An 18,427-nucleotide genomic window follows, 5' to 3' on the forward strand; every position below is an offset into this window, starting at 1 on the left:
TTAAATTAAGGGCGACGTGCGCCCAAATTACACGTGACAGCGTTGATGTAGAAGGTTGCGGCACACCCGGCCGCTTTGCCATGGCAGGTAGTCCGGTAATTTCTACGGAGTTAGTCTGATTTTGAAAATAGACGAAGGAGGGATTTTGATGGCAAAGGAAAAGATTCGGATTCGCTTGAAAGCTTACGAGCACCGTACTTTAGATCAAGCTGCTGATAAGATTGTGGCAACGGCACAACGGACGGGGGCTAACATTTCTGGTCCCATTCCATTACCAACGGAACGGGCTTTATACACGGTGTTAGCATCACCATTCAAGTACAGCAAGTCACAGGAACAGTTTGAGATGTTAACGCACAAACGGTTAATCGACATTTTGAACCCAACCCCTAAAACGGTTGATTCATTGATGAAACTTGATTTACCGAGTGGTGTTGATATTGAGATTAAACTATAATTAATTATCAAAAAAATTGGAGGTGTACTCATGACCAAAAAAGGAATCTTAGGTAAAAAGGTCGGTATGACTCAGGTTTTTGCTGATAACGGGGAATTAGTTCCCGTAACTGTAGTTGATGTAACCCCAAACGTTGTCTTACAGGTTAAGACGATGGAAACAGACGGTTACGAAGCAGTTCAGTTGGGCTTTGATGAAAAGCGCGCTGTGTTAAGCAACAAACCAGAACAAGGTCATATCAAAAAGGCAAATACTACTCCTAAGCGCTTCGTTCGTGAAATCAACGATGTTGACTTAGGAGACTATCAAGTCGGAGCAGAAGTTAAGGCTGACACGTTTGCAGCAGGCGACATGGTTGATGTTACGGGTACTACAAAAGGTCATGGATACCAAGGTAACATTCATAAAGATGGTCAGCGGCGTGGTCCTACGACTCATGGTTCTCGTTACCACCGTCGTCCTGGTTCACTGGGAGTTATTATCAACCGAGTGGTAAAGGGAATGAAACTGCCCGGTCGCATGGGTAACAACACGGTAACAATTCAGAACTTAGAAATCGTTAAAGCCGACGTTGAAAACAACGTTTTGTTAATCAAAGGGAACATTCCTGGCGCCAACAAAACCTTGGTTAAAGTTCGTACAGCAGTTAGTGCTGCTAAAAAATAAGAAAGGAGGATTCGACAATGACAAGCGTATCAGTATATAAACAAGACGGTAGTCAAGCCGGCACAGTTGACTTAAATGACAACATCTTTGGGATTACTCCAAATGAAAATGTCGTTTTTGATACGGTCTTAATGCAACAAGCTTCGCAGCGGCAAGGAACCAACGGGACAAAGTCGCGTGGTCAAGTTCGCGGTGGTGGCAAGAAGCCATGGAGACAAAAGGGAACTGGTCGAGCTCGACAGGGTTCGATTCGTTCACCTCAATGGGTTGGCGGTGGAGTAGTCTTTGGACCTTCAGCACGCTCATATGCTTACCACTTACCTAAAAAGGTAACTCGGTTGGCAGTTAAATCAGTTTTATCTGAAAAAGTAGCTAATGGCGATCTTGTGGTAGTCGACTCCCTAAGTTTTGACCAACCACAGACCAAAGCTTTTGCTAGCTTATTGGCCAGCTTGGATGCTGCTACTAAGACTTTAGTGGTCTTAGAAGATGGCAATGACAATGCTGCTCGTTCGGCTCGCAATTTGGATCGAGTTCAGGTAATTAGTGGCAAGGGCGTTAACACGTTGGACGTGCTTAACAGTCAAAAGGTCGTTATTACCAAAGCTGCTCTTTCTCAACTAGAGGAGGTGCTCGCATAATGGATGCACGTGATATTATTTTACGTCCAGTAATCACCGAAGCAACTACTGATCGGATGGATGACAAGAAGTATACGTTTGATGTTGCTCTTCGAGCAAACAAGCACCAGGTTAGAGATGCTGTTGAAGCTATTTTTGACGTTAAGGTTGCTAAAGTAAACATCATGAATGTTCGCGGAAAAGAAAAACGTCAGGGACGTTACATTGGATTTACGAAGAAGCGCCGCAAGGCCATCGTGACCCTAACCCCTGATTCAGATGAAATCAAACTTTTCTCTGAAGAATAATCTATAGTATAGGAGGAAAATACCGTGCCTTTAAAGAAATATAAACCAACTACCAACGGTCGCCGGAATATGACTAGTATTGACTACAGTCAAATCACCACTAACAAACCGGAAAAGACTTTGGTAGAAGCCAATGCACACAAGGCCGGACGGAACAACTCCGGTCGTATGACTGTGCGGCATCGTGGCGGTGGGAACAAGCATAAATATCGTGTGATTGATTTCAAGCGAAATCATGATGGCGTTCCAGCAACTGTTAAAACCATTGAATATGATCCTAACCGGACGGCTAACATTGCGCTAGTTGTTTATGCTGATGGAGTTAAAGCTTACATTCTAGCTCCTAAGGGCTTGAAAGTTGGCGATGTTGTTCAATCAGGTGCTGATGCTGATATCAAGCCTGGAAACACTTTACAACTACGTGATATTCCAGTTGGCTCGACAATTCACAACATTGAATTGAAGCCTGGTAAGGGAGGGCAGTTGGCTCGCTCAGCTGGTAACTCTGCTCAATTAATCAGTAATGATGGAAATGGCAAATATTCGCTAGTTAAATTACCTTCTGGTGAAGTTCGGATGGTTCTCTCAGTTTGTCGCGCTACTATTGGAACGGTTGGCAATGAAGAACATTCGTTGGTCAACTGGGGAAAAGCTGGTCGGACTCGCTATCGTGGTCAACGACCTCATGTTCGAGGCTCGGTAATGAACCCTAACGATCACCCACATGGTGGTGGTGAAGGAAAAGCTCCAGTTGGTTACCCATCTCCTTTGTCTCCTTGGCACAAGAAAACGGTGGGAAAGAAAACCCGTTCGAAGAAAGCCCGCTCGAACAAATTTATTGTTCGTCGTCGCAAGGGTTCCAAGATGTAAACTTGTTTAGCAGGTTTACGGTATCAATACATTTAAAAGGAGGTTCCATTCATGAGTCGAAGCCTAAAAAAAGGACCTTTTGCTGATCAGTCATTGTTGAAAAAGATTGAGGCACAAAAGGATCAAGAAAAGAAGTCAGTAATCCGGACTTGGTCGCGTCGTTCGACGATCTTCCCAAGTTTCATCGGCTACACGATTTCTGTCTATAATGGACGTCATCACGTTCCCGTTTACATTCAAGAAGACATGGTTGGTCACAAACTGGGTGAGTTTGTCCCCACTCGGACTTTCCATGGCCATGGTAACAACAGTGCCGATAAGAAAACCGTATAAACAAGGAGGATAACTAATGGCTGAACAAGTTACATCAGCAAAAGCAATTGCGAAAACAGTTCGAATTGCCCCTCGTAAGGTCCGCCTTGTTTTAGATCTTATTAGAGGCAAACAGGTGGCCGAAGCAGTGGCAATCCTGAAGTTCACTCCTCGGGGTGCTTCTCCAGTGGTTGGTAAAGTTTTGCACTCAGCAGTTGCTAATGCAGAAAACAACTTTGACCTTGATGGTCAAGATTTAGTAGTCAGTGAAGCATATGCTGATGAAGGTCCCACTTTAAAGAGATTCCGTCCGCGCGCAAAGGGATCAGCTTCACCAATCAACAAGCGTACGAGTCACATTACCATCGTAGTATCAGAAAAAAAGGAGGGATAGAGCATGGGTCAAAAAATTAACCCAAATGGTTTCCGAATTGGAGTTAACCGTGGCTGGCAAGCTCAGTGGTACGCAAACGATGATCAGTTTGCAAACTACTTAAATGAAGATTTAAAGATTCGTGAATATCTTGATAAACGGCTTGCAGACGCTTCTGTCTCGGCTGTTGAAATCGAACGTGCGGCTAAACGGGTCAACATTTCGATTCACACTGCCAAACCAGGAATGGTGATTGGTAAGGGTGGTTCTGAAGTTGAAACTTTGCGACAAGAATTAAACAAATTAACTGGTCGTCGCGTTCACATTAATATTGTGGAAGTTAAGAAGCCAGATCTTGAAGCAATTTTAGTTGGTGATAACATTGCAAAGCAACTAGAAGGTCGAGTTGCCTTTCGACGGGCTATGCGTCAGAGCATGAAGGGCGTTATGCGCGCTGGTGCTAAGGGTGTTAAAACGCAGTCAGCTGGTCGACTCAATGGTGCCGATATGGCTCGAATCGAAAGCTATTCAGAAGGTCGTGTTCCACTACACACGCTCCGGGCAGACATCAATTATTCCTGGAACGAAGCACACACGACGTATGGTTCTATCGGAGTGAAAACTTGGATTAACCGGGGCGAAGTTTTACCTGACAAGCCCGAGGAAAATCATCAGGGAGGTAAGTAAACATGCTAGTACCAAAACGTGTTAAGCATCGTCGAGAACACCGTGGTAAGCTTCGCGGGCACTCTAAGGGCGGTAACAGCGTTGCTTTTGGTGAATATGGTTTACAAACCATCGATTCACATTGGATTACTAATAGACAGATTGAAGCTTGTCGTATTGCGATTACCCGAAGCATGAAACGTGGCGGGAAAGTTTGGATTAAGATTTTCCCCCAAAAATCGTACACTGAAAAGGGAATTGGAGTTCGAATGGGTAAAGGTAAAGGTAGCCCAGCTGGCTGGGTTGCTCCCGTTAAGCGTGGCAAAGTGCTTTTCGAGGTTGGTGGTGTTGATTCAGAAACAGCCATCAAAGCTTTGACGTTAGCTTCCAACAAACTGCCTGTTCGTACTAAGATTATCAAACGTGAGGAAGTAGGTGGCGAATCAAATGAAGGCTAAAGAAATTAGTCAGTTGACTACCGATGAAATGCGGGCTAAAGAACAAGATTACAAAAAAGAATTGTTCAATCTTCGTTTCCAATTAGCCACTGGTCAATTGGAAAACACGGCGCGCTTACGAACGGTTCGCAAGACGATTGCCCGTTTGAAAACAGCTCTGCGACAAGCAGAATTAAACAAATAAGATTCGATAAAGGGGGTATATCTTAATGAGCGAATCACGTAATGAACGGAAAACATACCGTGGACGGGTGGTTTCTGACAAAATGAATAAAACCATCACCGTTGCTGTTGAAACTACTAAAAAACATTCAACTTACGGAAAGCGGATGAAGTACACCAAGAAGTACATGGCACACGACGAAAATAACACTGCTAAAATGAACGACATTGTTGAGATCATGGAAACTCGGCCTTTGTCAAAAAATGTTCACTTCCGCTTACTTGATGTTGTCGAAAAAGCCGTTATTATCTAGCTTTGCTTCATTTATCGTATTCTGATTTTAAGTTGAAAGGAGGCCACTTACTATGATTCAACAAGAAAGTCGTTTGAAGGTTGCCGATAATTCTGGAGCGCGCGAATTGCTGACTATCAAAGTTTTGGGCGGTTCTAAAGTGCGGTATGCTGGAATTGGCGATACTATTGTTGCTACTGTCAAACAAGCAACACCAGGTGGCGTTGTCAAAAAAGGTGATGTTGTTAAAGCAGTTGTCGTTCGGACTAAGTCCGTTGCACGTCGAACTGATGGATCATACATCCGGTTTGATGAAAATGCTGCTGTTTTAATTAATGACGATAAGAGCCCTCGGGGAACTCGGATTTTTGGACCCGTTGCTCGTGAATTACGAAACAACAACTTCTTAAAGATTGTTTCATTAGCTCCAGAAGTACTTTAATCCAAGAAAAACCAGGGAGGTGTCAGATTAATGTTCTTAAAGACTGGTGACAAAGTTCGTGTCATTGCTGGTAAAGATAAGGGCAAAGACGGTACGATTACCCGCACCATTGCTGCGAAAAATCGCGTGGTTGTGGACGGAATCAACATGGTTAAAAAGCACCAAAAAGCATCACAAAACAATCCGCAAGGGAATGTTTCTGACGTTGCAGCTCCAATCGATGCATCGAACGTGATGTTGTTAGATCCATCTACGAACAAACCAACTCGGATCAAGGTTGAAATCAAAGATGGTAAAAAAGTTCGTATTTCAAAAAAATCACAGAAAGCAATCGACTAGATTGTAGTGAAAGGAGGAATTAATTCGCATGTCTACTCGTTTACAAGAAAGATATCAGCAAGAAATTCTCCCAGCACTAGTAGAAAAGTTTAACTATTCATCAATTATGCAAGGACCAAAACTTGAAAAAATTGTTTTGAATATGGGTGTTGGTGATGCTGTAACAAACTCCAAAAACTTAGATGAAGCAGTGAGCGAATTGGCGCTAATTTCTGGTCAAAAACCGCTCATTACTAAGGCTAAGAAGTCGATTGCCGCTTTTAGACTCCGCCAAGGAATGCCAATTGGTGCCAAGGTAACGTTGCGCGGCGATAAAATGTATGATTTCTTAGATAAGTTGATTAACGTTTCTTTACCACGAGTTCGTGATTTTCACGGAGTTTCAAACCGTTCCTTTGATGGACGAGGAAACTTTACTCTCGGTGTAAAGGAGCAATTGATTTTCCCAGAAATCAACTATGATGATGTTAACCGAGTTCGTGGATTAGATATCGTGCTGGTTACTACTGCTAACACTGATGAAGAGGCTCACGAACTGCTTGCTCAGTTTGGAATGCCATTCGCTAAATAGGAGGTTTTAATTTGGCAAAAAAATCAATGGTCGAAAAGAGTCAGCGTCCTGCTAAATTTTCAACGCAAGCTTATACGCGTTGTGAACGTTGCGGCCGACCTCGTGCAGTTTATCAAAAATTTCATTTATGCCGCATTTGCTTGCGTCAGCTTGCTCACAAGGGTCAGATTCCTGGCATGAAAAAAGCTAGCTGGTAAACCAAAAAAATTAAAGGGGAGGTTTCACGTTCATGGCAATGACAGATCCAATTGCAGACTTTTTAACTCGAATCCGCAATGCCAATATGGCACGCCACCGTTCGGTTGATGTACCTGCATCTAAAATGAAACGTAATATTGCTGAAATTTTAAAGCGCGAAGGATTCGTGAGTCGAGTTGAATATCTCGACGATGATACTCAGGGTGTTATTCGCGTTTTTCTAAAGTACGGCGCTAACGATCAACGTGTAATTTCAGGTTTGAAACGAATTTCAAAACCCGGCTTGCGTTCATACGTTAAGTCTGATGATGTTCCTAAAGTTCTTAATGGTTTAGGGATTGCCATCATTTCAACTTCCGATGGTGTTATCACCGATAAAGAAGCACGTGCGAAAAAAGTCGGTGGCGAAGTTCTCGCCTACGTCTGGTAATAAATAATTTCGAAACGGAGGTGTGTATAAGATGAGTCGAATTGGTTACAAAACGATTGACCTGCCCGAAGGGGTTTCGGTCAAACAAAGTGGCGACCAGGTCACGGTGACGGGTCCCAAGGGGAACCTAACGCGGACGCTTGCTACTGAAATCGAAATGAAAATCGATGGGAACGAAGTGAACTTCACTCCTACTGGTAAGTACGACAATCGTGAACGAGCATTACATGGAACTTCACGTGCCAACATTGCCAATATGGTAATTGGGGTTACTGATGGTTTTCAAAAAACTTTGAAATTAGTCGGTGTTGGATACCGAACCCAATTAAAAGGGACTGAACTGACCTTAAACGTGGGATACTCAAATCCAGTGATTGTTCCAGTTCCTGAAGATTTGGAAGTTAAAGTTCCTGATAATACGACGATTGAAATTTCTGGGATTAGCAAACAACACGTTGGTGACTTTGCTGCCAAGGTTCGTTCCATTCGTTCTCCAGAACCTTATAAAGGTAAGGGAATTCGTTATGTTGACGAACACATTACTCTTAAAGAAGGTAAGACTGGTAAATAAAGTTTAATCACAACAAACAGAGGTGACTAATTTGATTACAAAACCAAGCAAAAATAAAACTCGTAAGGCACGTCATGCCCGAGTTCGCAGTAAAATTGCTGGTACTGCTGAGTGCCCACGTTTAGACGTCTTTCGTTCTAACAAAAACATCTACGCTCAATTAATTGATGACGTAGCGGGTGTAACGCTAGCTAGTGCCTCAACTCTAGATCAAGAAATTAAAGCCGGTGACAAAACAGCGCAGGCAGCTGAAGTCGGTGCCTTAGTTGCTAAGCGGGCCCAAGCTGCTAACTTGAAGCACGTTGTGTTTGATCGCGGCGGTTACTTATACCACGGACGGGTTCAAGCGCTCGCTGAAGCAGCTCGTGAAAACGGGCTCGAATTTTAATCAAAGGAGGATATCACACGCATGGCTAAGTATATTGATCCAGATAAATTGGATTTAGATGACAACGTGGTTGCCATTAATCGGATTACCAAGGTTGTTAAAGGTGGTCGTCGGTTACGATTTGCCGCTTTAGCAGTTGTTGGTGACAAAAACGGACACGTTGGTTTTGGAACCGGGAAAGCACAAGAAGTTCCAGAAGCAATCCGAAAAGCAGTTGAAGCCGCTAAAAAGAATCTGATTGAAGTTCCAATCGTGAACACAACGATTCCGCATGAAATTGTGGGCGTTTACGGTGGGGGCCGCATTTTATTAAAACCAGCTGAAGAAGGTGCTGGGGTTGCTGCCGGTGGTGCCGTTCGTTCGGTCATGGAATTAGCCGGAATCAACGATGTTACTAGTAAGCGACTGGGTTCGGATACCGCCATTAACGTTATCCGAGCAACGTTTGAAGGGCTGAAAGGTCTGAAGAACGCTCACGAAGTTTCCGAGCTCCGTGGGGTTTCAGTTGATCATTTAGCTGAATAAGGAGGTTTTTCAGATGGCTCAATTAAAAATTACCCTAGTTCACAGTGCTGCACATCGTCTTCCTAAACAACGTAAAATTGTGGAAGCCCTTGGTTTAGGACGGATTAACAGCAGTGTCACTCGTCCTGACAACGCAGCGACACGGGGAGCACTTTTTAAAGTCGCTCACCTCGTTAAAGTTGAACAAGTAGAAGACTAATTATTTTCTAAAAAAAGGAGGTGCCACTCACTATGAAGTTACACGAATTAAAAGCTGCTGCCGGATCTCGTTCGACTCGAAGTCGAAAAGGTCGTGGAATGGGTAGCAAAGGAAAGACTTCCGGTCGCGGTCAAAAAGGTCAAAAAGCCCGTGGCAAGACTCGTTTAGGTTTTGAAGGGGGCCAGATGCCTTTGTACCGGCGGATTCCTAAGCGTGGATTTACTAGCATGAACCGGAAACAAATTGTGACGGTGAGCTTAGATAAACTCAATAGTTTTGACAGTAATGCTGAAGTTACGCCAGCAGTGCTTGTTGAAACTGGGGTTGTTCGTAATCCCAAAGATGGGATCAAAATCTTAGGAACTGGTAAGCTAGACAAAGCTTTGACGGTTAAAGCCAACCAGTTCTCTGCAAGTGCTAAAACAGCAATCGAAGCAGCTGGTGGTAAAGCCGAGGTGATTTAATGTTATCTACCTTAAAGAGTGCATTTGCTGACAAAAATATTCGTAATAAGATTTTATTTACGCTTTTTGTCCTAGCAGTTTTCCGGTTAGGAGCCTACATCACGGTTCCTGGGATTAATGCTAAGGCACTTCAAGAAGTTGCGTCTTCTGGGTTAGTTAATGTTTTAAATATTTTCAGTGGTGGTGGTTTAACCAACTATTCCATCTTTGCGATGGGAGTGTCACCCTATATTACGGCCCAAATCGTGGTGCAGTTGTTGCAAATGGACATCGTACCGCGTTTTGTGGAATGGAGTAAGCAGGGTGAAGTTGGTCGACTAAAACTTGATCGGGTTACTCGGCGGTTGGCCATTGTACTGGCCTTTTTCCAGTCGGTGGGAATTACCGCCGGTTTCAATGCTTTAAGTAGTTTGCATCTAGTGCAAAATCCCGGAGTTGGCACCTACATTAGTATCGGGCTGATTTTGACGGCGGGTACGATGTTAACCACGTGGATGGGTGACATGATTACCGACAAGGGAATTGGTCAAGGGGTGTCCATGATTATTTTTGCTGGGATTATCGCTAACATTCCTAATGGATTAACGAGTTTTTATCAGCAATATATTGAAGGCACCGATTCGAGTGATTTGTGGCAACCGGTTCTGATTGTCATCGGCTTGATTGTCGCCATGTTGATCATTGTGACTTTTGTTACTTGGGTACAACAGGCGGAACGTCGGATTCCAATTCAATATACCCGACGCTCGGCTGGTTCTGGTAAATCAAGTTATCTTCCATTGAAGGTTAACGTGGCCGGAGTGATTCCGGTAATTTTTGCCAGTGCTTTTATTTCAACCCCGCAGACCATTTTGCTGTTCTTCACTAAAAATTTTGGAGAATCAGGCTGGTATAAGGTGCTCACGCAACTCTTTAATATGCAGACCCCTAGTGGGGCAACTTTTTACACCATTTTGATTGTGGTCTTTACTTTCTTCTATGCTTTTGTGCAGGTTAATCCAGAAAAATTATCCGAAAACCTGCAAAAACAAGGAAGCTATATTCCTGGGGTCTGGCCTGGTAAGACAACGCAAACCTATGTTTCGCGTTTGTTAATGAGATTGAGTACCATTGGAGCGCTTTTCTTGGGGATTGTTTCTTTGATCCCTCTGATTGCGCAAAATGTTTGGAATCTCAACAACTCAATTGGGCTCGGTGGGACTAACCTGCTGATTATTGTCGGGGTTGCCATCGAAACGATGCAGCAAATCAAAGGATTGACCATGCGCCAAGATTACGTCGGCTTTATTCAAGCTGATGATACTGGCAAAAAGTAAGGGAGCGACGTTTTTGACAATGAATTTATTTTTAATGGGATTGCCAGGTGCTGGCAAGGGGACCCAAGCCGAATTTATTACGGAACGTTATCAAATTCCACATATTTCGACTGGTGATATTTTCCGTGCGGCAATTAAAAACCAGACACCAATGGGTCTCAAAGCCCAGAGTTACATTGATAAGGGAGATTTAGTCCCCGATGATGTAACTTGTGGAATTGTTGCGGATCGTTTGCAGCAGGCGGATACCGCTAATGGTTATCTGCTTGATGGCTTTCCGAGAAATTTGGCACAGGCAGAGCAGTTAAAGCTCATTGGGACGCAGCTCAATCGTCAACTTTCTGCGGTCATTAACATTGACGTAGCCCCATCAGTTTTAGAAGAACGGCTTTCTGGTCGGTTTATCTGTAAAAACTGTGGAGCAACCTATCACAAATTGTATAATCAGCCCAAAGTGGCTGGAACTTGTGATGTATGTGGTGGGCATGTTTTTTATCAACGCAGTGATGATAAACCTGCGACAGTTAAAAATCGGTTGAAAGTCAATGTCGAAATGAATACGCCGCTGCTGGATTACTACCAAACAGAGCACCTGCTGCACACGGTGAATGGTGACCAAGCAATTCCGACGGTTACCAAAGAAATTAATCAAATTCTCAATAACTTGTCGTAGCCTAAGGCAGAGTTTGTCGTTACTGATAAAATATGCTATATTAGAGCATGCTGATAAGTTTGCAAAGAATTTGTTCGACTTAAGTTTTGGAGGATTGTTTTGGCAAAAGATAATGTCATTGAGATCGAAGGAAAAATTACGGAAACCTTACCAAACGCCATGTTCAAAGTCGAACTGGAAAATGGGCATGAGATTCTTGCCCATGTCTCTGGCAAGATTCGGATGCATTACATTAAAATACTTCCAGGAGATCGGGTAACCGTTGAAATGTCACCGTATGATTTAACGAAGGGCCGGATTACTTATCGATTTAAGTAGGTCCTGATGTAGGAGGTTTATAATATGAAAGTCCGTCCATCAGTTAAAAAGATGTGCGAAAATTGCAAAATCATCAAACGTAAGGGTCGTGTGATGGTGATTTGTTCTGCAAATCCTAAACACAAACAACGACAAGGAAAATAATTTTATAGGAGGTGGATTTAATGGCTCGAATTGCCGGAGTTGATTTACCACGTAACAAACGGGTTGTCATTGCTTTAACCTACATTTTTGGGGTTGGAACAACGACGGCTACCAAAGTGCTTGCAAAAGCCGGTGTTTCAGAAGACGTTCGGACTCAGGATTTAACTCCTGATCAAGAAGATAAGATTCGGGTAGCTCTTGATGACTTTACAATTGAGGGAGACCTACGTCGTGAAGTTAGTATGAATATTAAGCGACTCTCTGAGATCGGTTCATACCGTGGCTTGCGTCATCGTCGTGGTTTACCATCCCGTGGTCAGCACACGAAGAACAACGCTCGAACTCGTAAAGGGAAGCGCAGCACCAAATAATCAATTAAAGGAGGTTATCAACGCATATGGCTAAAACTAAAAGCACACGTAAACGTAAAACAAGAAAACACGTTGAAGCAGGAGTTGCTCATATCCACTCAACGTTTAATAACACGTTAGTAATGATTACTGATGTACAGGGAAATGCAATTGCTTGGTCTTCAGCTGGAGCCCTTGGATTTCGTGGTAGTCGTAAATCAACTCCATTCGCTGCTCAGATGGCAGCTGAAGCAGCTGCTAAAACGGCCATGGAACACGGTATGAAGTCCGTTGAAGTAGCGGTTAAAGGACCTGGTTCCGGTCGCGAATCAGCCATTCGAGCTTTACAAACTACTGGTTTGGAAGTTGCCGCAATTAGAGACGTTACTCCCGTTCCTCATAATGGGTGCCGTCCTCCAAAGCGTCGTCGAGTTTAAGCTTAGTTAGGGATGATTTTAGGATTAGACTCAACGCGGTTTGAAAGGGGTACTTCGCATGATTGAATTTGAAAAGCCTAACATTCATAAAATTGAAGAAACAAATAATTACGGTGAAATAGTTGTTGAGCCATTGGAACGCGGCTATGGGACTACTTTAGGCAATTCTTTGCGCCGAGTTTTGTTGGCTTCGTTACCTGGAGCTGCCGTTACCAGCGTTCAGATTGACGGGGTTTTGCACGAATTTTCAACGATCAAGGGTGTGACCGAAGACGTTACCAAGATCATTTTGAACTTAAAAAAGCTCAAACTTCGATTAGAAGGTGACGAACAAGCAGTCCACTCTATGAGTGTCGAAGTTACCGGTCCAGCTGAAGTGACGGCGGCAGACATTACGACCGATAGCGAAACTACCATTTTGAACCCTGATTTACATCTAGCAACGGTAGCAGAAGGGGCAACCCTGCACATGACGATGACGGCTGATAAGGGTCGCGGGTATGTCTCTGCAGAAGAGAACAAGGCTCGCAATGATGATATGCCAATCGGTGTGTTACCAATCGATTCTATTTATACCCCAATCGAACGTGTGAACTACCAAGTGGAAGATACACGTGTTGGACAACGTGATGATTTCGATAAATTGACTTTAGATATTTGGACCAATGGTTCGATTACTCCTTCAGATTCAATCAGTTTGGCAGCTAAGATTTTAACTCAGCATTTGGAAATGTTTGTTGATTTGACAGATCGGGCACAAAATACCAACGTGATGGTTGAAAAAGAAGAGAGCCACAAGGAAAAAATGCTCGAAATGTCAATCGAGGAATTAGATTTGTCAGTTCGTTCTTACAACTGTTTGAAACGAGCTGGGATTAACACGGTTCAAGAATTAACCGATAAATCCATGGCGGATATGATGAATGTTCGTAACCTAGGACGGAAGTCCCTAGAAGAAATCGAACAAAAATTGGATGCCCTAGGACTATCCTTTCGTAAAGAAGACTAAGATAAAAGGAGGAATCGACTTATGAGTTATCGTAAATTTGGTCGTAAACAGGGTCCTCGACGAGCACTCTTGCGGAACTTGACCACGCAACTGATTGTTAACGATCGGATCGAAACAACTGAAGCCAAAGCTAAAACAGTGCGCTCACTAGCTGACCAAATGATCACCCTAGGTAAAAAGGGGGACTTAAGTGCACGTCGTCAAGCAGCTGCTTACCTGCAGAATTCAATTGCAGATGTTAAAGCTGAAGGCGATGACGTTAAGGTTACGACGGCACTACAAAAGTTATTCGATGAATTAGCACCAAAGTACCAAGATCGTCAGGGTGGCTACACGCGGATCTTAAAAACCATGCCTCGGCGCGGTGATGGTGCTCAGATGGTAATCTTAGAATTTGTCTAAGCTTTTTTTGAGCATTTAATTTAATATTGCACTGAATCACTAAGATTGAGGTATAAAGCGTTATGATGATGGAATTCCAAGTCTAGCTTGAATGTGGATTTTTTTCCATGCGCCTCAACCTTTTAGTGATTTTTTTATACATAAAATTGAGGGGACTTGGTGGGATGCCTGGTAAAATTGAATTTAATGACGTTGCCTTTTCGTATGACGGCGCGGATCCAGTTTTTGAACAGCTGTCCTTTACGTTGCAAAGTGGTCAAACCACGGCACTAGTCGGTCCAAATGGTAGTGGTAAAAGCACGATCATTAAGCTTTTAGATGGGTTACTGCTACCAACTGCAGGCACCATTAAGCTTGATGATGAACCCCTTCGGCAGGAAAATCGGCAGCGGTTACAGCAAAAATTAGCCTTGGTTTTTCAAACACCGGCTGATCAGCTGATTGCGGGCACGGTTGCTGAAAATGTCGCTTTTGGGCTCGAGAATCGGCAAGTTGATTATGAAACCATGCACCAACTGGTTCCGCAAGCCATGAAACAAGTTGGGATTAGTGAACTTGCCGAACACGACCCCAGCTGGCTGTCGGGCGGACAACAACAAAAGGTTGCCTTAGCCAGTGCCTTAGCAGTTCAACCTGAAATTTTGGTTTTAGATGAAGCCACCAGTATGCTCGATGCAGCGACAAAGGAGGCTATTACAACTGTTTTGACGCAGTTGCAAAAGACCACGCAACTCACGATTCTAATGATTACGCACGATGTTTCTGCGGTGGCTCAAGCTGACCAGGTCCTTGCACTTAATCAGCATAAAGTCGTATTTCAGGGGGCGCCCGCACGATTTTTTGAGCAACCAGACTTACTTACGGCAATGCAGATGCAGGCGCCCTTCAGTGCACAAGTACAACACCAACTGTGCGACCGTGGGATCACAGTGCCCGCACACTATTTAGATGATGAAGGACTGAGTCAATGGATTTCCCAGTTGTTTTAAAACAGGTTAATTATAGCTATGGTTTGCAAACGCCGGTTGTTCATCCAGCGTTGACTGATATTTCATTACAGATTGCACAAGGAGAAACCGTTGCTATTGTGGGTGCAACCGGGAGTGGCAAGTCGACCTTAATGCGACTACTAAACGGGTTGCAGTTCGCTACGAGTGGGACAGTAACCATTAATGGTCTTCGACTGAATCGCCACACGAATCGGCGGGCGTTGCAGCAGTTACGGTCCGAGGTGGGCATGATTTTTCAAGCACCCGAACATCAACTGTTCGCAGAAACGGTTTTGGCAGACGTTAGTTTTGGACCGCAAAATTTTGGCAAGTCCGAGAAAGAGGCTCGACAGTTAGCACAGCAAGCTTTACGGGCCGTGGGGATTCCACCAGAATTTGAAACACGCTCACCCTTTGAACTTTCGGGGGGTCAAATGCGACGGGTTGCAATTGCTGGAGTTTTAGCAATGAAACCACGGTTGCTGGTCTTAGATGAGCCAACGGTGGGCTTAGACGCTGCCGGAGTCCAGCAATTATTGGACTTATTGGGACGCCTCCAGCAGCAACAAGTAACAATCATCATCATTACACATGACATGGATGTGGTTGCTCAGTTAGCCGCGCGGGTCTTGATGTTACAAGCAGGCCAATTGATACGAGATCAACCCGTACGTGAGTTTTTTGCAACCGCACCTACGGCAGTCCCACTTCCAGCTGCGGTGCAATTTTATTACCGGCTGCAAGCTCACGGAGTCCAGCTGGCACAATTACCATTGACCGCTACAGAAGCAACGAGGCTGCTGGTTAACGATATCCATCAGGGAGGTCATCCATGCAACAAATAGTTTTTGGCAATTACCTGCCCGGAAACTCATTGATCCATCGTTTGAATCCGGTAACCAAAATTTTGGCGGTGCTGCTCTTGATTACGTGGACCCTGGTTGCAAATAATTGGCTTAATTATGGCATATTGGGGTGTGCCTTAATTGTCCAAATCAGTGCGGCTCGCCTTTCACTGTCCATGATGCTTCATACGATTATTCCCTTTTTATGGCTAATCGGGTTTACTCTCCTGATTCAAATCTTGTTTGGAACGGGGGGGACCATTTATTTTCACTGGGGTGTTGTTAAGATTACATCGACGGGTTTGGTAACGGCTGGGCTGATTTTAGTACGGTTTACGCTAATCATTATGGAAGCAGCCTTGTTGACCATGACGACTTCGCCAAATGCGATTGCGGCAGGAATTGAACGGCTACTTCAGCCCCTAAAACGACTTAAAGTTCCTGTCTCCACCATCGGGATGATGATTTCAATTGCCCTGCGCTTTATTCCCACGCTATTGACCGAACTGCAAACGATTATGGATGCACAACGCTCCCGTGGCACTAACTTTAATCAGGGCAAACTCTGGGAACGAGTACGAAACATTGGAACTTTGATTATTCCGTTGCTAGTGGCATCGTTTCGACATGCTGATCATCTGGCGGACGCACTGGGAGCGAGTGGTTACTCCGTTCAGGCTGTGCGGACTAGTTACCGTAAATTTATTTGGCGGCCGGCTGACACGGGATCGTTAGGGTTAGTAATTGTACTAGGTCTTTTAGTACTGGGAACGCGAGGATTTTAATGCCACGGTATAAAATTACATTTGCATATGAAGGGACTGATTTTGCGGGCTTTCAACGTCAGCCACACCAGCGAACGGTAGAAGGGGTTTTAACCAAGTTGATAAACATTATGGCTAAAAACCCAGAACCAGCAATTGTTGTGTATGGTTCTGGTCGGACTGATGCGGGGGTGCATGCGCTGGCACAAACTGCTCATTTCGATTTTCCATTTCAACTAGCAGCTACCAGTCTCTTGAAGGGTTTAAACAGTATGTGTCCGTTAGATATTGAAATTATTGCTGTTGCCAAAGTAGCAGCTGATTTTCAGGCTCGTTATGACGTAACTGGCAAACGATATCTTTACCGGATTGCTCAAGGGGAATTTACTAACCCATTCAAGCGGCGGTATACTGCCCACTGGCGCTTTCCGCTTGATGTTCAAAAAATGCAACAAGCTGCTACTGATTTATTAGGTCGCCATGACTTTTCCTCATTCGTGGCGGCTGGTGCCAAGCCGGGAAGTCGGGTTCGCACGATTTTTTCCGCAACCGTTCGAGAGGATTGCGCTCATGACGAGGTCCATTTGTCGTTTTATGGCGATGGTTTTATGTACAACCAGGTGCGAATTATGGCGGCGGTGCTAGTTGAAATTGGGATGGGAAAGCGTCCTGTTCATGATATTGAACGGCTCTTGCAGGTGCGAAATCGTCAAGAAGCTCGGTTGACGCTGCCGGCTCAAGGGTTGTATTTAGAACGTGTCTATTATCCTGGTGATGATCCGCAACATTCACAAAAAAAGCATCGGGATCTTGATTGACTTTTATACTAATAATTTGTATTATGGTAGATGGTATTGTTTGCCCCACATAAGCCCCGGAAACTTATAAGGTGTCGAACAAACACAGAAACACGGAGGAAAGAATAGTGCGTACAACATACATGGCTAAGCCCGGTGAAATTGAACACAAATGGTATTTGATTGACGCAGCTGGGATCCCTTTGGGTCGGCTAGCAAGCGTCACCGCAACCGTTTTACGCGGTAAAAATAAGACCACTTACACACCCAACGTTGATTGTGGTGATCATGTGATTATCATCAATGCTGCTCAGGTAGCTTTGACGGGTCACAAAGCTAAAAACAAGATGCACTACCACCACACGCAATACATTGGTGGGATTAAACAAGAATCATTTGGCATGTTACGCGATGAAAAACCAGACAAGTTAATTGAGCAATCTGTTAAAGGAATGCTTCCTCACGGAACTTTAGGTCGTAAAATTGCAAAGAAATTGCATGTTTACGCTGGTGCTGATCATCAACAAGCTGCCCAACAACCTGAAGTTTTAGATATTAACCATCTAATTTAAGGAGGAAACTCAATTGGCTAAAGTACAATATGCCGGCACAGGTCGCCGGAAAGATTCAGTTGCGCGGGTACGTCTAGTTCCCGGTACTGGTAAAGTTGTCATTAATGGTCGTGACGTGGAAGATTACATTCCATTTCCAAGTTTACGTGAAGTAATCTTACAACCATACAACACAACGGAAACACTAGGAAATTACGATACCCTAGCAAACGTTAACGGTGGTGGTTTCTCTGGACAAGCTGGAGCCATTCGGTTAGGGATTGCACGAGCATTGCTCGATGTTGACCCTGATTTCCGTGAAGCATTAAAGAGTGCCGGCTTATTAACCCGGGACTCACGGATGAAAGAACGAAAGAAACCAGGTTTGAAAAAAGCCCGGAAAGCACGTCAATTCTCAAAACGTTAATATTTTATTTTGGCACTCATGCATTTGGCATGGGTGTTTTTATTAATCATTGTTTGCTTCCAAAAAAGCAGTAGCTACATTCATAACGAATGT

35 protein-coding genes are annotated in these 18,427 nt (G+C 44.1%); all 35 read left to right on the top strand.

What is annotated here, in order from left to right:
• The first annotated feature begins 148 nt into the window (after nt 1–148).
• A complete protein-coding gene (gene rpsJ / locus B808_RS03040; RefSeq protein WP_009166710.1) occupies nt 149–457 on the top strand; it encodes a 30S ribosomal protein S10 in 309 nt (102 codons plus the stop codon).
• A gap of 30 nt (nt 458–487) precedes the next feature.
• Nucleotides 488–1,123 carry a 50S ribosomal protein L3 gene (gene rplC, locus B808_RS03045; protein WP_009166709.1) on the top strand — a complete coding sequence of 212 codons (636 nt, stop codon included), beginning with the start codon at nt 488–490 and terminating at the stop codon, nt 1,121–1,123.
• A 17-nt stretch (nt 1,124–1,140) separates the two neighbouring features.
• Entirely contained in the window at nt 1,141–1,764 is a 624-nt protein-coding gene (gene rplD / locus B808_RS03050; RefSeq protein ID WP_009166708.1) for a 50S ribosomal protein L4, read from the top strand.
• On the top strand, nt 1,764–2,051 hold the full coding sequence (gene rplW, locus B808_RS03055; RefSeq protein ID WP_009166707.1) for a 50S ribosomal protein L23: 288 nt from the start codon (nt 1,764–1,766) through the stop codon (nt 2,049–2,051). Before rplD ends, rplW begins: the two co-directional genes overlap by 1 nt.
• A gap of 24 nt (nt 2,052–2,075) precedes the next feature.
• Nucleotides 2,076–2,921 (top strand): 50S ribosomal protein L2, encoded by an 846-nt coding sequence (gene rplB, locus B808_RS03060; RefSeq protein ID WP_009166706.1) that lies wholly within the window; start codon nt 2,076–2,078, stop codon nt 2,919–2,921.
• Between the two features lie 51 nt (nt 2,922–2,972).
• Nucleotides 2,973–3,254 (top strand): 30S ribosomal protein S19, encoded by a 282-nt coding sequence (rpsS, locus tag B808_RS03065; protein WP_009166705.1) that lies wholly within the window; start codon nt 2,973–2,975, stop codon nt 3,252–3,254.
• Nucleotides 3,255–3,270: 16 nt separating this feature from the next.
• Nucleotides 3,271–3,627 (top strand): 50S ribosomal protein L22, encoded by a 357-nt coding sequence (gene rplV / locus B808_RS03070; RefSeq protein ID WP_009166704.1) that lies wholly within the window; start codon nt 3,271–3,273, stop codon nt 3,625–3,627.
• 3 nt (nt 3,628–3,630) lie between these two features.
• On the top strand, nt 3,631–4,293 hold the full coding sequence (gene rpsC / locus B808_RS03075) for a 30S ribosomal protein S3 (protein WP_009166703.1): 663 nt from the start codon (nt 3,631–3,633) through the stop codon (nt 4,291–4,293).
• 2 nt (nt 4,294–4,295) lie between these two features.
• On the top strand, nt 4,296–4,730 hold the full coding sequence (gene rplP / locus B808_RS03080) for a 50S ribosomal protein L16 (protein ID WP_009166702.1): 435 nt from the start codon (nt 4,296–4,298) through the stop codon (nt 4,728–4,730).
• Entirely contained in the window at nt 4,720–4,914 is a 195-nt protein-coding gene (rpmC, locus tag B808_RS03085) for a 50S ribosomal protein L29 (RefSeq protein WP_009166701.1), read from the top strand. Before rplP ends, rpmC begins: the two co-directional genes overlap by 11 nt.
• Before the next feature lie 25 nt (nt 4,915–4,939).
• Entirely contained in the window at nt 4,940–5,206 is a 267-nt protein-coding gene (rpsQ, locus tag B808_RS03090) for a 30S ribosomal protein S17 (RefSeq protein ID WP_009166700.1), read from the top strand.
• Nucleotides 5,207–5,258: 52 nt separating this feature from the next.
• Nucleotides 5,259–5,627 carry a 50S ribosomal protein L14 gene (gene rplN / locus B808_RS03095; RefSeq protein ID WP_009166699.1) on the top strand — a complete coding sequence of 123 codons (369 nt, stop codon included), beginning with the start codon at nt 5,259–5,261 and terminating at the stop codon, nt 5,625–5,627.
• Between the two features lie 30 nt (nt 5,628–5,657).
• A complete protein-coding gene (rplX, locus tag B808_RS03100; RefSeq protein WP_009166698.1) occupies nt 5,658–5,966 on the top strand; it encodes a 50S ribosomal protein L24 in 309 nt (102 codons plus the stop codon).
• 28 nt (nt 5,967–5,994) lie between these two features.
• Nucleotides 5,995–6,537 carry a 50S ribosomal protein L5 gene (gene rplE / locus B808_RS03105; protein WP_009166697.1) on the top strand — a complete coding sequence of 181 codons (543 nt, stop codon included), beginning with the start codon at nt 5,995–5,997 and terminating at the stop codon, nt 6,535–6,537.
• A gap of 11 nt (nt 6,538–6,548) precedes the next feature.
• Nucleotides 6,549–6,734, top strand: a complete 186-nt coding sequence (locus tag B808_RS03110) for a type Z 30S ribosomal protein S14 (RefSeq protein ID WP_009166696.1) — start codon at nt 6,549–6,551, stop codon at nt 6,732–6,734.
• Nucleotides 6,735–6,766: 32 nt separating this feature from the next.
• Nucleotides 6,767–7,165 carry a 30S ribosomal protein S8 gene (rpsH, locus tag B808_RS03115; protein ID WP_009166695.1) on the top strand — a complete coding sequence of 133 codons (399 nt, stop codon included), beginning with the start codon at nt 6,767–6,769 and terminating at the stop codon, nt 7,163–7,165.
• 31 nt (nt 7,166–7,196) lie between these two features.
• Nucleotides 7,197–7,736, top strand: coding sequence for a 50S ribosomal protein L6 (rplF, locus tag B808_RS03120; protein WP_009166694.1), 540 nt, complete (start codon nt 7,197–7,199; stop codon nt 7,734–7,736).
• A 22-nt stretch (nt 7,737–7,758) separates the two neighbouring features.
• A complete protein-coding gene (gene rplR / locus B808_RS03125) occupies nt 7,759–8,124 on the top strand; it encodes a 50S ribosomal protein L18 (RefSeq protein WP_275452990.1) in 366 nt (121 codons plus the stop codon).
• Between the two features lie 21 nt (nt 8,125–8,145).
• Nucleotides 8,146–8,649 (top strand): 30S ribosomal protein S5, encoded by a 504-nt coding sequence (gene rpsE, locus B808_RS03130; RefSeq protein WP_009166692.1) that lies wholly within the window; start codon nt 8,146–8,148, stop codon nt 8,647–8,649.
• Nucleotides 8,650–8,662: 13 nt separating this feature from the next.
• Nucleotides 8,663–8,848 carry a 50S ribosomal protein L30 gene (rpmD, locus tag B808_RS03135; RefSeq protein ID WP_009166691.1) on the top strand — a complete coding sequence of 62 codons (186 nt, stop codon included), beginning with the start codon at nt 8,663–8,665 and terminating at the stop codon, nt 8,846–8,848.
• A 32-nt stretch (nt 8,849–8,880) separates the two neighbouring features.
• The gene (gene rplO / locus B808_RS03140; RefSeq protein WP_009166690.1) at nt 8,881–9,312 is read left to right on the top strand and encodes a 50S ribosomal protein L15; all 432 of its coding nucleotides are present in this window, start codon (nt 8,881–8,883) and stop codon (nt 9,310–9,312) included.
• Entirely contained in the window at nt 9,312–10,628 is a 1,317-nt protein-coding gene (gene secY / locus B808_RS03145) for a preprotein translocase subunit SecY (protein WP_009166689.1), read from the top strand. The genes rplO and secY overlap by 1 nt, the downstream gene beginning before the upstream one ends.
• A 19-nt stretch (nt 10,629–10,647) precedes the next feature.
• Nucleotides 10,648–11,301, top strand: coding sequence for an adenylate kinase (locus tag B808_RS03150; protein WP_009166688.1), 654 nt, complete (start codon nt 10,648–10,650; stop codon nt 11,299–11,301).
• Nucleotides 11,302–11,400: 99 nt separating this feature from the next.
• Nucleotides 11,401–11,619, top strand: a complete 219-nt coding sequence (gene infA, locus B808_RS03155; RefSeq protein ID WP_009166687.1) for a translation initiation factor IF-1 — start codon at nt 11,401–11,403, stop codon at nt 11,617–11,619.
• A gap of 24 nt (nt 11,620–11,643) precedes the next feature.
• A complete protein-coding gene (rpmJ, locus tag B808_RS03160) occupies nt 11,644–11,763 on the top strand; it encodes a 50S ribosomal protein L36 (RefSeq protein ID WP_009166686.1) in 120 nt (39 codons plus the stop codon).
• 20 nt (nt 11,764–11,783) lie between these two features.
• Entirely contained in the window at nt 11,784–12,134 is a 351-nt protein-coding gene (gene rpsM / locus B808_RS03165) for a 30S ribosomal protein S13 (protein ID WP_009166685.1), read from the top strand.
• A gap of 26 nt (nt 12,135–12,160) precedes the next feature.
• Nucleotides 12,161–12,550, top strand: a complete 390-nt coding sequence (gene rpsK / locus B808_RS03170; RefSeq protein WP_009166684.1) for a 30S ribosomal protein S11 — start codon at nt 12,161–12,163, stop codon at nt 12,548–12,550.
• 58 nt (nt 12,551–12,608) lie between these two features.
• Nucleotides 12,609–13,559 (top strand): DNA-directed RNA polymerase subunit alpha, encoded by a 951-nt coding sequence (locus B808_RS03175; RefSeq protein ID WP_009166683.1) that lies wholly within the window; start codon nt 12,609–12,611, stop codon nt 13,557–13,559.
• 21 nt (nt 13,560–13,580) lie between these two features.
• Complete coding sequence (rplQ, locus tag B808_RS03180; RefSeq protein WP_009166682.1) at nt 13,581–13,961, top strand: 50S ribosomal protein L17; 381 nt, start codon at nt 13,581–13,583, stop codon at nt 13,959–13,961.
• A 164-nt stretch (nt 13,962–14,125) separates the two neighbouring features.
• The gene (locus B808_RS03185) at nt 14,126–14,950 is read left to right on the top strand and encodes an ATP-binding cassette domain-containing protein (RefSeq protein ID WP_035421888.1); all 825 of its coding nucleotides are present in this window, start codon (nt 14,126–14,128) and stop codon (nt 14,948–14,950) included.
• Complete coding sequence (locus B808_RS03190) at nt 14,929–15,795, top strand: ATP-binding cassette domain-containing protein (protein WP_035421890.1); 867 nt, start codon at nt 14,929–14,931, stop codon at nt 15,793–15,795. Before B808_RS03185 ends, B808_RS03190 begins: the two co-directional genes overlap by 22 nt.
• Complete coding sequence (locus B808_RS03195) at nt 15,783–16,580, top strand: energy-coupling factor transporter transmembrane component T family protein (RefSeq protein ID WP_009166681.1); 798 nt, start codon at nt 15,783–15,785, stop codon at nt 16,578–16,580. The genes B808_RS03190 and B808_RS03195 overlap by 13 nt, the downstream gene beginning before the upstream one ends.
• The gene (gene truA / locus B808_RS03200) at nt 16,580–17,377 is read left to right on the top strand and encodes a tRNA pseudouridine(38-40) synthase TruA (RefSeq protein WP_009166680.1); all 798 of its coding nucleotides are present in this window, start codon (nt 16,580–16,582) and stop codon (nt 17,375–17,377) included. Before B808_RS03195 ends, truA begins: the two co-directional genes overlap by 1 nt.
• 107 nt (nt 17,378–17,484) lie before the next feature.
• A complete protein-coding gene (gene rplM / locus B808_RS03205; RefSeq protein WP_009166679.1) occupies nt 17,485–17,928 on the top strand; it encodes a 50S ribosomal protein L13 in 444 nt (147 codons plus the stop codon).
• 13 nt (nt 17,929–17,941) lie between these two features.
• Entirely contained in the window at nt 17,942–18,334 is a 393-nt protein-coding gene (rpsI, locus tag B808_RS03210) for a 30S ribosomal protein S9 (RefSeq protein ID WP_009166678.1), read from the top strand.
• Nucleotides 18,335–18,427 lie beyond the last annotated feature (93 nt).

This window comes from Fructilactobacillus florum 8D, from assembly GCF_000512295.1.
In the GTDB taxonomy this organism is placed as follows: domain Bacteria; phylum Bacillota; class Bacilli; order Lactobacillales; family Lactobacillaceae; genus Fructilactobacillus; species Fructilactobacillus florum.